Source organism: Chthoniobacterales bacterium (assembly GCA_036569045.1).
In the GTDB taxonomy this organism is placed as follows: domain Bacteria; phylum Verrucomicrobiota; class Verrucomicrobiia; order Chthoniobacterales; family JAATET01; genus JAATET01.
Genome location: DATCRI010000076.1, coordinates 1 through 16,296 on the forward strand (window position 1 = coordinate 1; position 16,296 = coordinate 16,296).

The following is a 16,296-nucleotide window of genomic DNA, read 5'->3' on the forward strand; positions in this document are numbered from 1 at the left end:
TAGGCGTAGTTCCCGTTCGCCACCCGCCTCAGCACGGAGAGATATTTCTCCTCGACGAGGCGGAACCGCAGCCCCGCGATCGCCACGGTCTCGAGCGAACGGTTCACCGCCAGAAAATGCGCGGATCGCTTCGTTCCCATCGGCACGTAGCCGGGATCTCCATCGACCTTGCAGCCGACGATCCGATCCAGCGGCGAGACGAGGAAGTCCAGCTGCGTGCCGACGCTGCGACCGCCGCCACCCTCGAAGCCCTCGATCGAAAGATGCATCGCATACGTCGCGGGCGTGAACCGCTCGAGGTGGAGCGGAACCGTGGCGGCGCCCGCGTCGTCCGTCGTCCCATCCGGCAGCGTGATCGACCGCAGATCGTCGGACGTCCAGCGTTTCCGGATCGGATCGTCGAAACGGTAACCGGGATAGGCCGCGAACGAATACCCGCCCGGCGCAAGATCGAGCTTCGCCGTGATCCGTCGGCCGCTGGCCGCAGCGCCGTAGAGATTCTGCAGCGAGACGAGCGCCTTCACCTCACCGGGCGCGATCCAGCCGGCCGTTGCCGGAGTATTCAGACTCGCGGCGATCTTGAGGCGATCCGGCAGGAATTCCTTCACCCACGGGTCCGCGCTCGCGAGCAGGCGATCCCGCTCCCCGTCTCGCACGAGGTAGAGATTCACCGCGTAGCAGCCGGTCGCCGAGTCCGGCGTGGTCGGGCATTCGAATTCGCCGAGGCCACCGGCCGGCACCGCGATGCGCTTGCGGACGACCGTGCGCCCGCGCGCGTCGATCACCTCGAGCTCGAGCGGCAGCCCGGCCGGCAGCGGCGCCCAGTCCCGCCGCTTCACGATGTAGCCGACGTGAATCGGATCGGCCGGGCGATAGACGCCGCGTTCAGTGAAGAGAAATGCCGCCAGCTCCGCTCCCGAGCGCACCTCCTCGCCACCGACATCGAAGCGCGAGAAGTCGAGCCGGCGGTCGCTCCGATCGTAGGGCAGGAATGCGATGTCCTCCCCCGACCGCGCGACGAAGGCGACCGGCTCGCGGTCCCGTTCATCCCGGACCACCGAATCGAAGCGCACGTGGCCATCGGCATCGGTGTCCGCCTCCGCGAGCGGCACGCCGTTCTTGCCGAGAATCGCCACCCGCACGCCGGCCGCCGGCGCGCCGGTCCGGATCGAGGCCACGAAGACGTCGCGACTGTCGTCCGCGTTCTCCTTCACGATCAATCCGAGATCTGTCACGAGCAGAAAACGCCGCTCCTCCTCGACGTTGGGCATCGGCTTCCTCGTCACGGGGTCCCAGCCCCGGGCGCGCAGAAAGAACAGGCCGCGCTCGCTGCCCCCGTCAGCCGGCAGTGCAAGGTGCGGTCCGAGATCGAAGGCCGAGGCGTTCTCGTGGAACGGACTCGCATCCGCAATCGGCTGCCGCTCCGTGGCAATGCGGGAGATATTTTCCTCGTCGAAGGCGTAGTTCCGAAACGACGGCCGCGCGAAGCTGCCGCGCGTCTGGCTCACGAGGTGATTGATCTGCGAAGCGCCCACCCGGGCGATCTCATATTCGATCACCGGAATGCCGCGCGAGCGCACCGAGAGCTTCCGCTCGCCGCTGAGCGCAAGCACGGCGCCCTCCCCTTCGAAGACGACGGAGGGACGCGGCTGGGGCGCGGCAAGCACGTTGTCGTAAGCTTCGCCGAGCACGTAGTCACCCGGCGCCCGCACGCCTGCGGCGACGCGGACAAAGAGCTGGCCATCCTCCGGAACCCGGAACCGAAACGCGTGCTCCTTCGTCTGAGGGTCGCGCGACGGCAATGCCTCGATCGCGATCGGCCGGGCTGCCGCCAGCACGTCGGGCGGCACTTCGCGCGGTCCATTCCACGTCACGCGATGGTCGTCCGGCGTCGGTTTCCGCCGGGGAAGCAGCCGCAGGGAAAGCGCCCGTGCCAGGTCGGGTGTGCGCGCCGCGCAGCTCGTGGTGAGCGTGAGGATCTGCTCGGGACGGCCGTCAGCGGTCCACGCAACGCCCGTCGAGGCTTCCGCGATCCGGAAGAAGCTGTAGATGTCCGGCACGCGGCATTTGGCGTCCGCCGACGCCCGCGTGACCGCGCCGCCCTGCGTCGTCCCGATTCCCGGCGAGAGTCGCAGCCTGGCGAAATCCTCCCTCTCCGGCAGCCGCATCGGCTTCGTGCGCAGGTAGGCGGTGCGATGGAACTTGTCGAAACTCACGTCGAACCCCTCGTTCGTGCCCCGACCAAGCATCCGAATCTCCGCGTGCGCGGCGACCGAATCCGGCTCGACGCGATGGCTGAGGTCCACGGTCGCCACGACCTGCTTCACGGTCGGATCCCGCGGGTCCTGGTAGAACTCGATCTCGCGCACGGACGCCGTGAACGCCGGAGTTCGCCAGTCGTAGCGATATTTCGTGAGCCGGATCTGCGGGGCGACGACCGAGCGGTCCAGCGTCACGCGATAGGCGCGATCGGCCGGCCAATCGTCCCGAGGCTCGAAGCGAAGGGTGGCGTCGCCGCTCCACGTCCACCGGCCCGCCGCCGATGGCTCCATCCGGATCCCGGCCTTCACGACCTGGCCAATCTTCCCGATGGGGGCGACGGAGCGCTCGAATTCGATGACGAGAGGCAACGGCACCAGCTTCTTCGCCAGGGGAGTGATGCCCGGCGGCATGACCGTCGCCTGCACCGTGACCGGCGCGGGCCAGCTCCGCACCCATAGCCCGATGGCGGTCACGGCCGCAACCGCCACGAGCCCCGCCGCCACCCTCCGGGGGCGCCGTCGCACCGCCCCTCCCGTGCGCCGCAGCCAGGCGGGCGGCCGCCACTGAAAATCTCCCACCGCCGAAACCAGAAAGGACCGTATTTTAAGCATATCGCTTTGGGGAATACGGGCCCGACGCGGCCGATCTTTCAGCGAAATGCAGAATATTTTCGCGGTGAGGCCGCGAGTCGGATAAGAGCCATTTTGTGAAGCCCGATCCGTTTCTCGCGACGCGACGCAGCCTTGTCGAACGGCTCGCGAACCGGAGCGATCAGCGCACGTGGCAGGAGTTTTTCGACACTTACTGGAAGCTCATCTACAGTGTCGCGCGAAAGTCCGGGCTCTCCGATGCCGAGGCCCAGGACGTTGTCCAGGAAACCATCATCACCGTCTCCAAGAAGATCGACACGCTCCGTTACGACCCCTCCATCGGCTCCTTCAAGGGGTGGCTGCTGCACATGACCCGCTGGCGCATCGCGGACCAGTTTCGCCATCGCGAACCCGCTCCCGCCGTGCCGCTCGCCAGGGACGATACCCGGCGCACCGCTCCGATCGATCGCGTCCCCGACGGCTTCGACATCGACGCGACGTGGGATGCCGAGTGGCGCTCGCACCTGCTCGAGGCCGCGATGGACCGCGTGCGCCGCCGCGTGGATCCGAAACAGTTCCAGATCTTCGATTGCTACGTCGTGCGCGAATGGCCGGCGCAGAAGGTCGCCTCGCAGCTGCGCGTGAGCATCGCCCAAGTGTATCTGGCCCGCCACCGCATCTCGACCCTCGTTCGCCGCGAGGTCGAGGCCCTCGAAAAAGGCGCCCGATGAGCACCGCGACGCCCCGCCCCCCCAGCATTCCCGACCACGAGGTGCTGCGCGTCATTGGCCGCGGCTCCTACGGCGAGATCTGGCTTGCCCGCACCCTCACCGGCCGGCTGCGCGCGATCAAGGTGATCGACCGGGCGAACTTCGACAACGACCGCTCGTTCCAGCGCGAGTTCGACGGCATGTCGGCCTTCGAGCCGATCTCGCGAGCTCACGCCGGCTTCATCAACATCCTGCACGTCGGCCGCGGCGACGGATTTTTCTACTACATCATGGAGCTGGCCGACGGCGTCGACGGCGCGCAGCCCATCGACATCGCCAGCTACCAGCCCCGCACCTTGAAAAGCGAGATCGATCGCCGTGGCCGCCTGCCGCCGGCGGAATGCATCGCCCTCGGCCTTTCGCTTACCGATGCGCTCGATCGCCTGCACACGCACGGCCTCATTCACCGCGACATCAAGCCGGCAAACCTCATCTTCGTGCACGGCGCCCCGAAGCTCGCCGACATCGGCCTCGTCACCGCGAGCGGCCAGCACTCCTTCGTCGGCACCGAGGGCTACGTGCCGCCCGAGGGCCAGGGCACGCCACAGGCCGATATCTACAGCCTCGGCAAGGTGCTCTACGAAATCACCATGGGAAAGGATCGTCTCGATTTTCCCGAGATGGCCACGCTCATCGATGAAATTCCCGAGAAAGGCCACGTCCAGGGATTGAACGACATCCTGCTGAAGGCCTGCGCCGCGAAACCCACTCGCCGCTACGCGAGCGCGCGCGACATGCACGCCGACCTGCTGCGCCTGCAGGGCGGACGCCGGCCCCGCACCATCTCGCCTGTCCCCGCCCTCGTCACGATCGCCCTCCTCGCCGCCGTCGCGCTCGGCATCTGGGGCGCCACCCGGCAGGTCGCCGCGCCGCCGCCCGTGGTCGTCTCGACGCCGACGCCGGTTCCGGCGCCAACCCCGCCTCCGGCTCTCACCGGCTCCCTGACAGTTTCGAGCGAACCCGCCGGCGGCAAGGTGACCGTGGTCCGCGACGGCAAGCCCGTGCGCACCGGCACGACGCCGCTCTCGATCCACAGCCTGCTTGCCGGCGAATACGAGGTTCGCGGCGAACTGGGATTCGCCAGCGTGACGGAGACCGTGCGGGTCGAGCCCGGCGGACAGGCCGCCGCGACGCTGCAATTTCCGACCGGCAACGGCGCCGTGAAAATCACCAGCGATCCCGGCGGTGCGCGCGTCTTCGAGGGCGACGTCGAGGTGCTCGAGACGCCCGGCGTGCTCGAGGAAGTCACGCCCGGCTCGCACCGTTACCGCATCCAGCTGGACGGCTACAAGGAGGTCACCATCGAGACGGTCGTCCACCCGGAGGAGCAGGTGCTGCTTCCCGCGCGGCTCGAGCACGATCTGGGGCCGGAGCCGGGAAAACCCTGGCTGAACAGTCTCGGCATGCCTTTCATCCCGGTGGGCGACGTGCGCTTCTGCCGCTGGGAGACGCGCGTGAAGGATTACGCCGCCTACTGCGCAGCGACGGGACGCGCCAGCACGACGCCCGATTTCGCGCAGACCGAGGACGACCCCGTCGTGCTCGTGAACTGGCAGGACGCGATGGATTTTTGCGCGTGGCTCACCGAAAAGGAACGCCGCGAGCGCCGGATCAGCGATCGCCAAAGCTACCGCCTGCCCACCGACGAGGAATGGAGCCTCGCCGTCGGCCTGCCCGCCGAGGGAGGCACCACCCCCGAGAAGCGCGACGGGCGCTTTCACAAGGTTTACCCGTGGGGACGCGACTGGCCGCCGCCGCAGGGCGCGGGCAACTACGCCGACCAATCACTGAAGGGCGGCATTCCCGGCTACATGGACGGCTTTCCGCAGACCTCTCCGGTCGGCCGCTTCACGCCCTCCGCCACGGGCCTCTTCGACCTCGGCGGCAACGTCTGGGAATGGTGCCTCGACGGCTACAAGGGCGGCACCGATTTGCACGACTGGGGCGTGCTGCGCGGCGGCTCCTACGCGAACCCGAAACGCACGGAGATGGAATCATCCTACCGCAACGTCGTCTCGCGCGAGGGCCGCGACGTCATCTACGGCTTTCGCTGCGTGCTCGCGACGGAGTAGCTCACTCCCGCATCAGGCTCTCGAGCAGCAACGTCGCAAGCTCCTGCGTCGCATCGTCGAGTTCGGCGATCTTCTTCTTCAGCCGCTGGAGATTTGGCTTCTCGATGGCCGCCCGCACCTCCCCCACGAGCGTCTCGATGCGGGCGCGTTCCGCCGGTGAAAGCTCCGAACCGAGCTTCTCGAAGGCCATGTCGATCGCCGGCAGCATTTCCTCGGCCTTGAGCTTCTGCTCCGCAAACTGGCGATCCGCCATGTCTTCAAAGGCATGCTCGACCGAGGCGCCGATCATCTCCTCGACCTTCTCGTCGGCCACCGCGACCGCGCTGCGCATCTCCACCACGGTATCCACGCCGGTGGCAACATCCCGCGCAAGCACGTGGAGAATGCCGTTCGCATCGATCTCGAACTGCACGCCGACGCGCGCATGGCCCTTCGGAGCGGGCGTGAACGGCACGTCGAACTCACCGAGCTTCCAGTTGTCCTTCGACAGCTCACGCTCCCCCTGCAGCACGGTGATCCGCATGGCCGTCTGGCCGACGACGGCGTTCGTGAACATCTCTCCCTTCTTCACGGGGATCGTCGTGTTGCGCGGGATCAGCACATTCATCAGCCCGCCGAAGGTCTCGATACCGAGCGAAAGCGGGGTGACGTCCAGCAGCGTGACGTGATTCAGACTCCCCTCGAGGATGCCCGCCTGGAGCACCGCGCCGAGCGCGACGGCCTCGTCGGGATGCTGCGAGAGATTCGGCTCCCGTCCAAAAATTTCGGCCACGAGCTCGCGCACGACCGGCATGCGCGTCGCCCCGCCCACCAGGATGACCGCGTCGAGATCGCCGGGCTCGAGTCCGGAATCCGCCAGCGCCCGCAGGCAAAGACCGCGCGTGCGCTCCAAGATCGGGGCGCAAATCCTCCCCACATTCGCGACTTCTCCGGCCTCTTTCGCCGCCTTCGCTTGCGCCTGCGAGACACCCAGCGCCTCCGCGATCGCCGCGTCGAGGTCGTCGCCGCCGAGCCGGGTGTCGCCATGCGTCGCGAGCACCTGAAACACGCCGCCGGCCAGCTCGAGGATCGAGATATCGAACGTCCCGCCGCCGAGATCATAGACCGCGACCTTCGAGTGCTCTTCGAGTTTGTCGAGCCCGTAGGCCAGCGCGGCCGCCGTCGGCTCCGCGAGCAGGCGCCGCACCTCGAGGCCCGCCAGTTCGCCGGCCCGCTTCGTGGCCGCGCGCTGCGCGTCGTTGAAATACGCTGGCACGGTGATCACCGCCTCGCGCACCTCGGCGCCGAGCGCGGCCTCGGCCTTGAGTTTGAGTTCAGTCAGAATGAGCGCGGAAATCTCCTCCGGCGTGCGGCCGTGGGTGCGCCCGGAGCTTCCCATCAGCCGCTTGATCGAGGTCACGACGCCAGGCAGAGCCAGCGCATCGTGGCCGATCACGACCTCGGCGGCCTCGGTGATCGCCACGGCGGAAGGCGTGAGCCGGCGGCCATCCGCATCCGCGACGAGGATGGGAAATCCGGCGTCCATCGCGCCGATGAGGGAATTCGTGGTGCCAAGGTCGATGCCGACGATCATCGAAAAAATCTAGCGAAGATCGGCCCCGCCGCGAAAGCGCCAATCCGCTCAGTCGCCGTAGTCGATCTGCAGGCCGTTCTCGGTGCGGGTGACCTGATAATTCCCGCCGGAAGGCGGCGCGGGGTTTACCGGAATGGCGCGAGCCGCGGGCATCGACGCCGGATTTGCCGGAGCCGTCACCGGGATTGCCCGGGCAACCGGCACCGCAGCGGCCGGCGACGGAGACGAGGCCGGAGCGGGAACGGGCGCCGCGGTCGGCACCGGAAAATCCCCGGCGACGTATTTGTGCTCCGACGCCTGCTCGACGAAATCGACCCAGACCGGGAGCGCGAGCTTGCTGCCGTAGCCGCGGTTGGCGATGCGCGCGGGGTGATCCATGCCCACCCACACGCCGCAGGTCAGCCGTGTCGTGTAGCCGACGAACCAGGCATCCTTGTAATCATCGGTCGTGCCGGTTTTTCCCGCCGCGGGCACCGTGAGCCCGAGCGATCCCGCGGAGGCGGCGGTGCCGCGCGTCATCACGTCGCGCAGGATGGCGTTCGTGACGTAATTCACGCCCCGCGGCAGGCACGCGAGCCTTGCGCGGGTAGCCCGATAGATCGTGCGCCCGTTCCGGTCCACGATGTGGTCGATAATGAATGGCTGCGGGCGCACGCCGCCATTGGGAAACATCGTGTAGGCGGCTGTGACGTCCTTGAGCGTGGCCCCGAACGCGCCGAGGTAGATGGACGGGATGTCGGGCAACGACCCGAGGCCGGCCCTGGCCGCGAGATCACGCACGGCGCCGCGCGAGGCAAACTCGCCCACGCGAATCGTCATCGTGTTGCGCGACCGCACCAGCCCCTCGGAGGCCGGCTGCCACCCGAGATTGTCGCCGTCGGAATTTTCCGGCGTCCAGACCGAGGCGAGCCCGGTCACTTCGCCTTCGCGGATCGGCGAATCGTCGATGGGCGTCTCCGGCGTGAGGCCGCGAGCGAACGCGGCGGCGTAGATGAAGGGCTTGAACGTCGACCCGACCTGGCGCTTCGAGAGCAACGCGCGGTTGTAGGGGCTCGTCTTGAAATCACGCCCGCCCACGACGGCGAGCACGCCGCCGGTTTCGTTGTCGATCGCGACGAGCGCGCCCTGCACGTAGGGCGACTCGGTGGACGGCGCGGCGCCTGGCTCCTTCACCGCGGCAAGCGAGGCCGCGCGAGTGGGATGCGGCCAGCCTTTCTCGGATTCCATGGCGGCCAGCCGGGCCTCCAGCGCCGTCTCGGCGAGCAGCTGCAGGCGGCGGTCGATCGTCGTGTAAATCTTCAGCCCGCCCTGATCGAGCGTCGACTTCGGGATGAGAATCTCGAGGTCGCGCATGATGGCGTCCATCGCGTAGTTCGCCTGCACGCGAGGCGGCTGCTGCTTGCCGGCGGGCACGGATTCCGCCCGGGCGGCGGCTGCCTCAGCGGGCGTGATCATTGCGAGTTCCTCCATCCGCGCAAGCACCTGATTGCGCTCCGCGAGGGCGGTCGCGCTGTCCTTGAGCGGGCTCAGACGATTCGGACTGCGGATGAGCCCGGCCAGAATCGCGGCCTCGGAGAGCGTCAGATCGCTCGCGGATTTTCCGAAGCAGGCCCGCGCCGCCGTTTCGATGCCATAGGTGCCGATGCCGAAGTAAATGCGGTTCGCGTAAGCTTCGAGGATCTGCTCCTTCGAGAAATTGCGTTCGATGCGCAGCGCGAGCAGCGCCTCCACGGCCTTGCGACGCCAGCGGTCCGAGCCGAGATCGTAGGTATTGCGCGCGAGCTGCTGCGTGATCGTGCTCGCGCCTTCCTTCACGCCGCCGTCGCGCAGATTGCGCACCGCCGCGCGGAGGATGCCGCTGAAATCGACGCCGTGGTGATCGTAGAAACGCGAATCCTCCCGCGCCAGCAGCGCCTTGATGAAAAATGGCGAAATCTGCGCGAGCGGCACCACGTAGCGCACCTCGCCCTCGAGCCGTCCGTAGCGCTGGCCGGCGCCGTCGAACACCTCGGAGATCGCGGGGATGCGGTTCAGCTCCGCGAGGTCGACCCCGTCGGCGACGGCCTGAAATTCCCGGTATTTCGGGAAGATCACGATGGCCGCGGCAATGGCCAGAGCCACGCCAGGCAGCGCGACGAACAGGAAGAGGCGTTTGAGAAATCGCAACACGGCACCGATCCTTCGATTCTCGCCCCATTTCCGGGCGTGGATTCGCGCCGATTATGCCGCGATTCTTTCGCCCGTGTAAATGCGATGCGCGGCCCGCTTTGCCCGCTCGTGGGCCTTCGCCGCGACTTCCTCGACGCGAAAACCGGCCCGCGCCAGGGCCGACGGAAAGGCCGGTTCCTTGTCGGCAGACCAGAACGCCACCCGGCCCCCCGTGCGCAACGCGCGCCGGATGAGGTCGAACCCGCTGCGACCGTAGAGACGGGAATTCTGCGGCTGCACGAAGGACGTCGGGCCGTTGTCCACATCGAGAAGGATCGCGTCGTAGCGCCCCGGGCCGTTTTTGATGCAGTCGAACACGTCGCCCGTGGTCACCACCACGCGCGGCTCGTCGAGCAAGGCGCCATTCACCTCGCGGAGGAACGTCCGGTTCCACTCGACGACCTCCGGCAGCAGCTCGGCCACCTCGACCGTCGCGCCGGGGCTCACGAGCTCCAGCACCCGTCGCAGGCTGAAGCCCAGCCCGAGCCCGCCGATGAGCACCCGCGGCCGGGCGCGCCGGGCGGTCCACGCACAGGCCAGATCGGCCAGCAACAGCTCGGAGACGGTGGCCGTGGAGCTCATCAGCTGCGTGCCGTTGAGCTTCAGGAAATACTCGCCGTTGTGTTCATGGAGCGAGAAGCGCGATCCGTTCGGCGTGCGCGTCTCGGCAAGGTTGCGGAAGGGTTTCATGAAAGGAGCGTTCCGTTCTAGCACCGCCGCCCGGACCGCGCCCGAACTTTCCTGGCTCGCTTGTTTGCAACCGGCCGCCGACACTTCCGCCATGCCGCACCGCCCGCCCCGCAAAAAGAAAGCCGAGACGATCCCGGGCGATGCCGCCGCCGACCGGAAGCGCCGCAACGAGATCGCCCAGCGCCAGCGCGCGGATACGGCCGCCCGATCGACGCTCTCCCGCTTCCAAAATCGGAAGTCCGAGAAAAAATAGCCACCGCATTAACGGTCGAGGCGCGAATCGTTCTCGTGCCGACTGCCGATTCCGACTCCCCCCTTCCGCCACCTCGTCTCCGCGACCTCCTGAGAGCGGGCGTCGGCATCCGCTCGATCGCTCTCACTGTGCTGATGCTGCTCGGCGTGGCCTACACGCTGTATTTCGCGCGGCCGGTGATCCTGCCGGTCGTCCTCGCGCTCATCCTCAGCCTGCTGCTCGCGCCGGCCGTGCGCCTCCTCCACCAGAAATGCCGGGTGCCGCCATCGATCGGCGCGGGCTTCGTGCTGGCGGCCCTGCTGGGGACCCTCGGCGTGGGCGCGTCGTTTGTCGTCGAACCGGCCTCCGCCTGGATGCAGACAATCCCGGAGAAGATTCCGGACATCAAAGCCCGTCTTCGTATCCTCAAACAACCCTTCGAGAAGGTGCGCGATGCCTCCCAGAAGGTGAACGAACTCGCCGAAATGCGAGACGCCGGGGAAAAGCCTGCCGTCAGCATTGCCCCCAGCGAGACGCCGTTTCGCTCGCTCATGACCCAGACGCCCGCATTCGTCGCGAACCTGTTCGTCATGTTCATCCTCCTCTACTTCATGCTCGCGTCGGGCGATCTGTTCCTTCGCAAGCTCGTGAGGATGATTCCGTCGTTCGAGGACAAGCGCCGCGCCGTCGAGATCGCCCGCGAGATCGAGGACCGCATCTCGCTCTACCTCCGCACCATCACCGTCATCAACGTCTGCCTCGGCACCGCGGTCAGCTTCGCGGCGGCCCTAGTCGGCATGCAAAACTACGTCTTCTGGGGCCTCCTTGCCTTCGTCCTGAACTTCATTCCCTACATCGGCGCGCTCGTCGGCGTCGCCGCCACCCTTGTCGTGGGGCTGCTGTCGTTCGAGTCCACCGCCTACGCGTTCCTCCTGCCGGCGATCTACATCGCGCTCAACACCATCGAGGGCAACTTCATCACGCCGCTCATCATGGGCCGCATCCTCACCCTGAATCCGGTGATCATTTTCATCGCCATCATGTTCTGGGGCTGGATCTGGGGAATCGCCGGCGCCCTGCTCGCCGTGCCCCTGCTCGCCGTGCTGAAAATCACCTGCGACCACCTCAAACCGTTCCATGCCATCGGCGAATTCATCGGAGGCAGCGCGGACGCGTGACTCTCGCAAAGTTTTTGCAGAAAGGATGAAATTCCCCCTTTCGCGTCGAAGAACATGGGCTATCGGTATGCCTCCCCGATGCAAAAACGCTCCCATATCTCCTTCGAAGACGCCCCGGCGATGGACCGGCGTCAATTCGTCAGCATGCTGGGCCTGGGCGGCCTCGGTCTCGCCTTTGCCCCCACTCTTCAGCAATTCACCAATCTTTTTGCGCCTCCCGTCGCGATCGGCGATTTCGGCCTGCCGCAGGAATGGTCCACCATTCTCGGCGCCCCGCTCAAGGGCTACGCCTCCTTCCTCGGTGGCCTTCAGCTCAAGCACCTCTCGGTGAAACAGATCATCGAGCCGCATCTGAAACTCCGCGGAGAAGTGCGCAGCGGCATCCCGCCGGCCGGCATGTGGATGAAAATGAAGCCCACGCTCCTCGTGGCGGACCAGATTGCCGAGCGCCTCGGCGAAAAAGTCGACACCGTGATCTCGGCCTACCGCTCCCCGGCCTACAACGCCCGCTGCCCCGGCGCCTCGAAGCATTCCCAGCACATGAACAATGTCGCGCTGGACCTCGTCTTCGCCAGCTCGCCGCGCAAGGTCGCGAAGGTCGCCCATTCGCTGAGGGACGAAGGAAAATTCCGCGGCGGGATCGGATTGTATCCCGATTTCACGCACGTGGACACCCGCGGCACGAACGCGAATTGGGGCTAGGGACGGCCGGAACGCTTTGCACGCGGGCCGATCGATGCTACAGAGCGGGAGCATTCCGCCGTCGCCCATGATTTTCCGCGCCACTTTCGTTCTCCTCGCCAGCGCCCTTGCGGGCCTTTCCACCGCCGCAGCCGCTTCGCCGGAAACCTACCAGCGCACCGAAGATTTCTCGACGAACCCGAAGAACTGGAAGGTTTTTCACCCCATCCAGTTCTACGGCTACGAGCGCACCAGCCACACCGGCACCAAGGGCGAGGCGGGCGGCCTGTTCCAGCCGAAGCCGTATTACAACTACTACGCGGACGCCTACCTGAACGGCGCGATGTCCCGCGGCACCCGGATCACCGCCGCCGGCCGCATCCATTTCGACGGCCTCAGCGACGACCCGGCCTACACGAACTCCGTCTACATCTGCCACTTCCACCGCGGCACCGATGGCACGATCAACACCCTCGGCCTCGCCCTCACCGGCCAGAACGGCACCGCCGTCCTCGCCAATGCCATCATCCAGTTCTCCGACGGCACGGCCTATATCGGCAACTCGGTGAAGCTCCCCGTCTCCGCCACCGATCCCTACATGGAGTGGAATTACACGTGGGATCCCTCCGGCGGCACGCAGGGCTTCGGCTCGCTCATTGTGGAAATCGATGGCCTCACCTCGAAGATCAATCTCACAAAGGCCACCGTCGGCCTCGATTTCTCGGTAAACACCTTCGGCCTGTTCCAGCCGCCCTTCGTTGCGCCGAACAGCAACACCTTCCTCCAGCTCGACATCGGCCACCTCGTTTACAGCGCCCTCGTCGGCGGGCCGCCCTCGGTGCGCATCAAGGGTCCGAACCGGATCAAGGCCTCCACTTCCAAGGTCGCCATCGCCGGCAAGGCGACGATCGGCCTCGGCAATCGCGTGACCTCCGTCCGCTACCGCGTCGTCAAGAACGGCAAGGTCGGCCGCTTCCAGAATGCCACCGGCACTACGGACTGGACCGCCACCATCAAGGTGCCGCATGGCACGTCCCACATCGAAGTGCGCGCCGTGGGAGACAACGGCCTCGTCGCCGACGACTCCGTGAAGGTCAAGCGCACGAAGTAAGCCGCGCCCGCCATGGTTCCCCCGCCGATCGCTCGCCTCGTCGCCGCGATCGGCACCCTCGCGCTCGGCGGCTGCGCGACCGTCTCTCCGGCGAAATCCTCCCGGTGGCACATTCCGCCCGATAGCGTCTTCCTCGCGGAAATCCCGCCGCCTCCCGCGCCCGGCTCCGCGATTGTCCGCCGGCAGATCGACGAAATTCTCGCCCTGCAGGCCCGGGCCACCCCGGAGAAAGTCGCCGTCGCCCGCTGGGATTACGACCTCACCGTCTTCACATTCGGCATCGCCTTCGATCCCGGACTCACCGGGAAGAAATACCCCCAGACCGCCCGCCTCTTCCGCGAGTTGAACAACCTCGTCGAGCGCGTCAACGACGACCTCAAGGACACGTTCCGTTCGCCGCATCCCTTCCAGGTCGACGACCGCGTGAAGCGCTTTGTCGACGCCGTGCCGGGCTACGATTACCCCAGCTACCACTCTGCCCGTTGCGCTCTTTTCCAGCGGGTGCTCACCGATCTCGACCCCGCCCGCGCGGAGGCCTTCGTCCGCGTGTCGCGCATGGTCGAGCAGGACCGCGTCTTCGCCGGCGAGCATTTTCCCTACAGCATCGCCGCCGGCCGCCAGCTCGGCGCCCTGCTCTACGCCGCCCTTGAAAAAGACGCGAACTTCCGGGCGGAAATCGCGCGGATCCGAAGTGCGGAGTGGACCCCGCCGCCCGGGGCACGGAACAGCTTTTAGGCGTTTTCGGGTTTCCCCGTTTTCCCCGCGAGGCTATCGTCGCCTCACACCACCGAACTTATGGGCAAAGGCAACCACAGTCATCGCAAGGAAACCAAGAAGCCCAAGAAGGAGAAGCCGCCAACGGCCCCCGGGAAGAAACGCCGCTAGGCCCCGCTCGTCCGGCCCGTGACGCCTTCGTCGCCGATCGAACACGCCCGCCGCATCAACCGCACCTGGGTCGTGCGCGGCGGCCTTGCCGATACGACCGCGCGTTATCTCGAGCGTCTCGAAATCGAACGTCCGGCCACGCTTCTCGTCGTCTGCGAACGCGCCATCGCCGCCGCCCGCCGCGCCTCCGCCGAACATCGCGACCCGAAACCGGACTTCTACGCTTCGCTCTTCAGCCGCGCCACGCCCGCCGAACGCGACGAGTTCCTCGGCAACCACCTGTGGACGCGGGAACGCTCCGTCCAGCTCGCGCAGCAGGAACCCACCGAGCCGCCCTCGTGAAAAAACTATCCCCCAAGGAGCACTACCAGCACCTGCGCAAGCGCTCGTGCGAGGAATTGTGGACCGAGGACGTTCCCGCCTTTGATCGCACCGAGGGAGCGGACCGCGTGGCGCAGGTCGGCATCATCCGCGCGGTCGGCGTCGTCTTCTCGGAAACCGGAACTCCCGCCCAGCGCGAGCAGGCTCGTCAATGGCTGCGGCCGCTTCTTCGTGACCCCGCCGAGAAGGTCCGCCGCTACGCCATGGCCGCCCTGCCGAAGCTCGGCGCCGACGAGCAGGAAGAGGCCGAATTGCTCGCCCTGCTCGAGCGCCCCGCGTCCGGTCGCGAGAAAGCATTCCTCGGCCGCACCCTCGAAAAGATCGGCGGCGCCGCCACGGTCGACACCCTCGCCGACGCCGGCCTGCATCGCACCGCGCAAAAGGCCGCCGCAAATTTCGCCCGGCGCGAGACCCCCGGCGCCGTGCGCCTCGACGCGCCTCTCGAGGACATCCGCGACGTGCGCATTCACCTGCACATCCGCAGCGGCCTCGAGCGCATCCTCGAGGACGAACTCCACGAAAAGGCCGCCAGCTTCCGTCCGCTCGGCGCCACCCGCGGCCTCGTCGCCATCGCGCCCACCCGCCCCTTCACGCTGGCCGACATCCACGCCCTGCGAACGTTCAGCACCGCCAGCCTCGCGCTCGGCACCGTTCCGCGGAGAGGCGCCGCCCCGCCGGTGGATGCGCTCGCCGCGATCATCGCCTCGCCCCTCGCCCGGCGCATGTTTGCGGCCTTCACGGAGGGGCCGATCCGCTACCGCCTGGAATTCGTCTCGAAGGGCCACCAACGCAGTGCGGTTCGCGCTCTCGGCAACCGCGTTTACGAACTCGCACCCCGGCTGCTGAACGACTCCCGCGACGCCCTCTGGCAGGTCGACATCCACGAAATTCCCGCCGGATGGTCCGTGGAGCTCACTCCGCGCCTGCGGCCCGACCCCCGCTTCGCCTACCGCCGGCGCGACGTTCCCGCCGCCTCCCATCCGCCCCTCGCCGCGTGCATGGCCCGGCTCGCGGGTCCGGGGGCTCGGGACGTCGTCTGGGATCCCTTCTGCGGCTCCGGCCTCGAGCTCATCGAGCGAGGCCTGCGCGGAGGCGTGGCTCGTTTCATTGGCACGGACCTCAGCACCGAAGCCATCGCCATCACCCGTGAAAACCTCGCCTCCGCCGGCCTCGACGGGATTCCCGCCACCCTCGCTGCCGCCGATTTCCGCGATCACACGACGATCGAGGCTCTTCGGCCGGGCGCGGTGTCGCTCATCATCACAAATCCCCCGCTCGGACGCCGCGTTCCCATCCCGAACCTCGCCGAACTCATCGGCGACCTCTTCGCCGCCGCGGAATCCGTCCTCGCGCCCGGCGGCCGGCTTGTCTTTGTCAACCCGCTCTCTGTCAAACCGGTCGGCCGGGGCCTCCGGGCGGAATTCCGCGAGCGCATCGATCTCGGCGGGTTTCACTGCCATCTCGAGAAATACGTGAAGGCGCGGTGACGGTGCGCCGTTGCCGGCCGGGCAAGGTTGGGCGACAATGGCCTTTCATGTCCGCGCCCGTCCTCTACGAAAGCCACTGCCACACGCCGCTCTGCCACCATGCCTACGGCGAGCCCGGAGAATACGCTGCGGTCGCGGAAGCCCGCGGCCTGAAGGGACTGATCGTCACCTGCCAC

At 67.2% G+C, this 16,296-nt stretch carries 14 protein-coding genes; 10 read left to right on the plus strand and 4 right to left on the minus strand.

Features of this window, described 5'->3' with window-relative positions; all coding sequences use genetic code 11:
- A partial coding sequence (locus VIM61_13665) for an MG2 domain-containing protein (GenBank protein HEY8901454.1) occupies window positions 1–2,630 on the minus strand: 2,630 nt, incomplete at its 3' end.
- Between VIM61_13665 and VIM61_13670 the strand changes: the two genes are divergently transcribed.
- The 3 genes from VIM61_13670 to VIM61_13680 all read left to right on the plus strand — a co-directional run bounded on the left by VIM61_13670 (window position 2,617) and on the right by VIM61_13680 (window position 5,694).
- A complete protein-coding gene (locus VIM61_13670; protein HEY8901455.1) occupies window positions 2,617–2,829 on the plus strand; it encodes a hypothetical protein in 213 nt (70 codons plus the stop codon). The genes VIM61_13665 and VIM61_13670 overlap by 14 nt on opposite strands.
- A gap of 139 nt (window positions 2,830–2,968) precedes the next feature.
- Window positions 2,969–3,583, plus strand: a complete 615-nt coding sequence (locus tag VIM61_13675) for a sigma-70 family RNA polymerase sigma factor (protein ID HEY8901456.1) — start codon at window positions 2,969–2,971, stop codon at window positions 3,581–3,583.
- Window positions 3,580–5,694, plus strand: coding sequence for a bifunctional serine/threonine-protein kinase/formylglycine-generating enzyme family protein (locus tag VIM61_13680; GenBank protein HEY8901457.1), 2,115 nt, complete (start codon window positions 3,580–3,582; stop codon window positions 5,692–5,694). The genes VIM61_13675 and VIM61_13680 overlap by 4 nt, the downstream gene beginning before the upstream one ends.
- 1 nt (window position 5,695) lies before the next feature.
- Here VIM61_13680 and VIM61_13685 read toward each other — a convergent pair whose 3' ends face one another.
- Genes VIM61_13685 through VIM61_13695 form a run of 3 tightly spaced genes read right to left on the minus strand, consistent with a single transcriptional unit; the run spans window position 5,696 to window position 10,165 of the window.
- Entirely contained in the window at window positions 5,696–7,267 is a 1,572-nt protein-coding gene (locus VIM61_13685; GenBank protein ID HEY8901458.1) for an Hsp70 family protein, read from the minus strand.
- A 48-nt stretch (window positions 7,268–7,315) separates the two neighbouring features.
- Window positions 7,316–9,436 (minus strand): PBP1A family penicillin-binding protein, encoded by a 2,121-nt coding sequence (locus tag VIM61_13690; protein ID HEY8901459.1) that lies wholly within the window; start codon window positions 9,434–9,436, stop codon window positions 7,316–7,318.
- Window positions 9,437–9,487: 51 nt separating this feature from the next.
- Window positions 9,488–10,165: a hypothetical protein gene (locus tag VIM61_13695; protein ID HEY8901460.1), complete on the minus strand. Its 678-nt coding sequence runs from the start codon at window positions 10,163–10,165 to the stop codon at window positions 9,488–9,490.
- Window positions 10,166–10,256: 91 nt separating this feature from the next.
- Here VIM61_13695 and VIM61_13700 point away from each other — a divergent pair, with 91 nt between their 5' ends.
- The 7 genes from VIM61_13700 to VIM61_13730 all read left to right on the plus strand — a co-directional run bounded on the left by VIM61_13700 (window position 10,257) and on the right by VIM61_13730 (window position 16,120).
- Window positions 10,257–10,418 carry a hypothetical protein gene (locus VIM61_13700; GenBank protein ID HEY8901461.1) on the plus strand — a complete coding sequence of 54 codons (162 nt, stop codon included), beginning with the start codon at window positions 10,257–10,259 and terminating at the stop codon, window positions 10,416–10,418.
- Window positions 10,419–10,453: 35 nt separating this feature from the next.
- Entirely contained in the window at window positions 10,454–11,575 is a 1,122-nt protein-coding gene (locus VIM61_13705; GenBank protein HEY8901462.1) for an AI-2E family transporter, read from the plus strand.
- 78 nt (window positions 11,576–11,653) lie between these two features.
- The gene (locus tag VIM61_13710) at window positions 11,654–12,277 is read left to right on the plus strand and encodes a D-Ala-D-Ala carboxypeptidase family metallohydrolase (protein ID HEY8901463.1); all 624 of its coding nucleotides are present in this window, start codon (window positions 11,654–11,656) and stop codon (window positions 12,275–12,277) included.
- Window positions 12,278–12,344: 67 nt separating this feature from the next.
- On the plus strand, window positions 12,345–13,367 hold the full coding sequence (locus tag VIM61_13715; protein HEY8901464.1) for a hypothetical protein: 1,023 nt from the start codon (window positions 12,345–12,347) through the stop codon (window positions 13,365–13,367).
- A 12-nt stretch (window positions 13,368–13,379) separates the two neighbouring features.
- Window positions 13,380–14,102, plus strand: coding sequence for a hypothetical protein (locus VIM61_13720; protein HEY8901465.1), 723 nt, complete (start codon window positions 13,380–13,382; stop codon window positions 14,100–14,102).
- 168 nt (window positions 14,103–14,270) lie between these two features.
- A complete protein-coding gene (locus tag VIM61_13725) occupies window positions 14,271–14,594 on the plus strand; it encodes a hypothetical protein (protein HEY8901466.1) in 324 nt (107 codons plus the stop codon).
- On the plus strand, window positions 14,591–16,120 hold the full coding sequence (locus tag VIM61_13730; protein ID HEY8901467.1) for a methyltransferase: 1,530 nt from the start codon (window positions 14,591–14,593) through the stop codon (window positions 16,118–16,120). Before VIM61_13725 ends, VIM61_13730 begins: the two co-directional genes overlap by 4 nt.
- The last annotated feature ends 176 nt before the right edge of the window (window positions 16,121–16,296 follow it).

What these genes read in the sequence shown, in the direction of transcription:
- VIM61_13670 (HEY8901455.1), top strand. Translation starts at nt 2,617, where the DNA reads ATGACGAGAGGCAACGGCACCAGCTTCTTCGCCAGGGGAGTGATGCCC.
- VIM61_13680 (HEY8901457.1), top strand. Translation starts at nt 3,580, where the DNA reads ATGAGCACCGCGACGCCCCGCCCCCCCAGCATTCCCGACCACGAGGTG.
- VIM61_13685 (HEY8901458.1), bottom strand. Translation starts at nt 7,267, where the DNA reads ATGATCGTCGGCATCGACCTTGGCACCACGAATTCCCTCATCGGCGCG.
- VIM61_13695 (HEY8901460.1), bottom strand. Translation starts at nt 10,165, where the DNA reads ATGAAACCCTTCCGCAACCTTGCCGAGACGCGCACGCCGAACGGATCG.
- VIM61_13700 (HEY8901461.1), top strand. Translation starts at nt 10,257, where the DNA reads ATGCCGCACCGCCCGCCCCGCAAAAAGAAAGCCGAGACGATCCCGGGC.
- VIM61_13710 (HEY8901463.1), top strand. Translation starts at nt 11,654, where the DNA reads ATGCAAAAACGCTCCCATATCTCCTTCGAAGACGCCCCGGCGATGGAC.
- VIM61_13715 (HEY8901464.1), top strand. Translation starts at nt 12,345, where the DNA reads ATGATTTTCCGCGCCACTTTCGTTCTCCTCGCCAGCGCCCTTGCGGGC.
- VIM61_13720 (HEY8901465.1), top strand. Translation starts at nt 13,380, where the DNA reads ATGGTTCCCCCGCCGATCGCTCGCCTCGTCGCCGCGATCGGCACCCTC.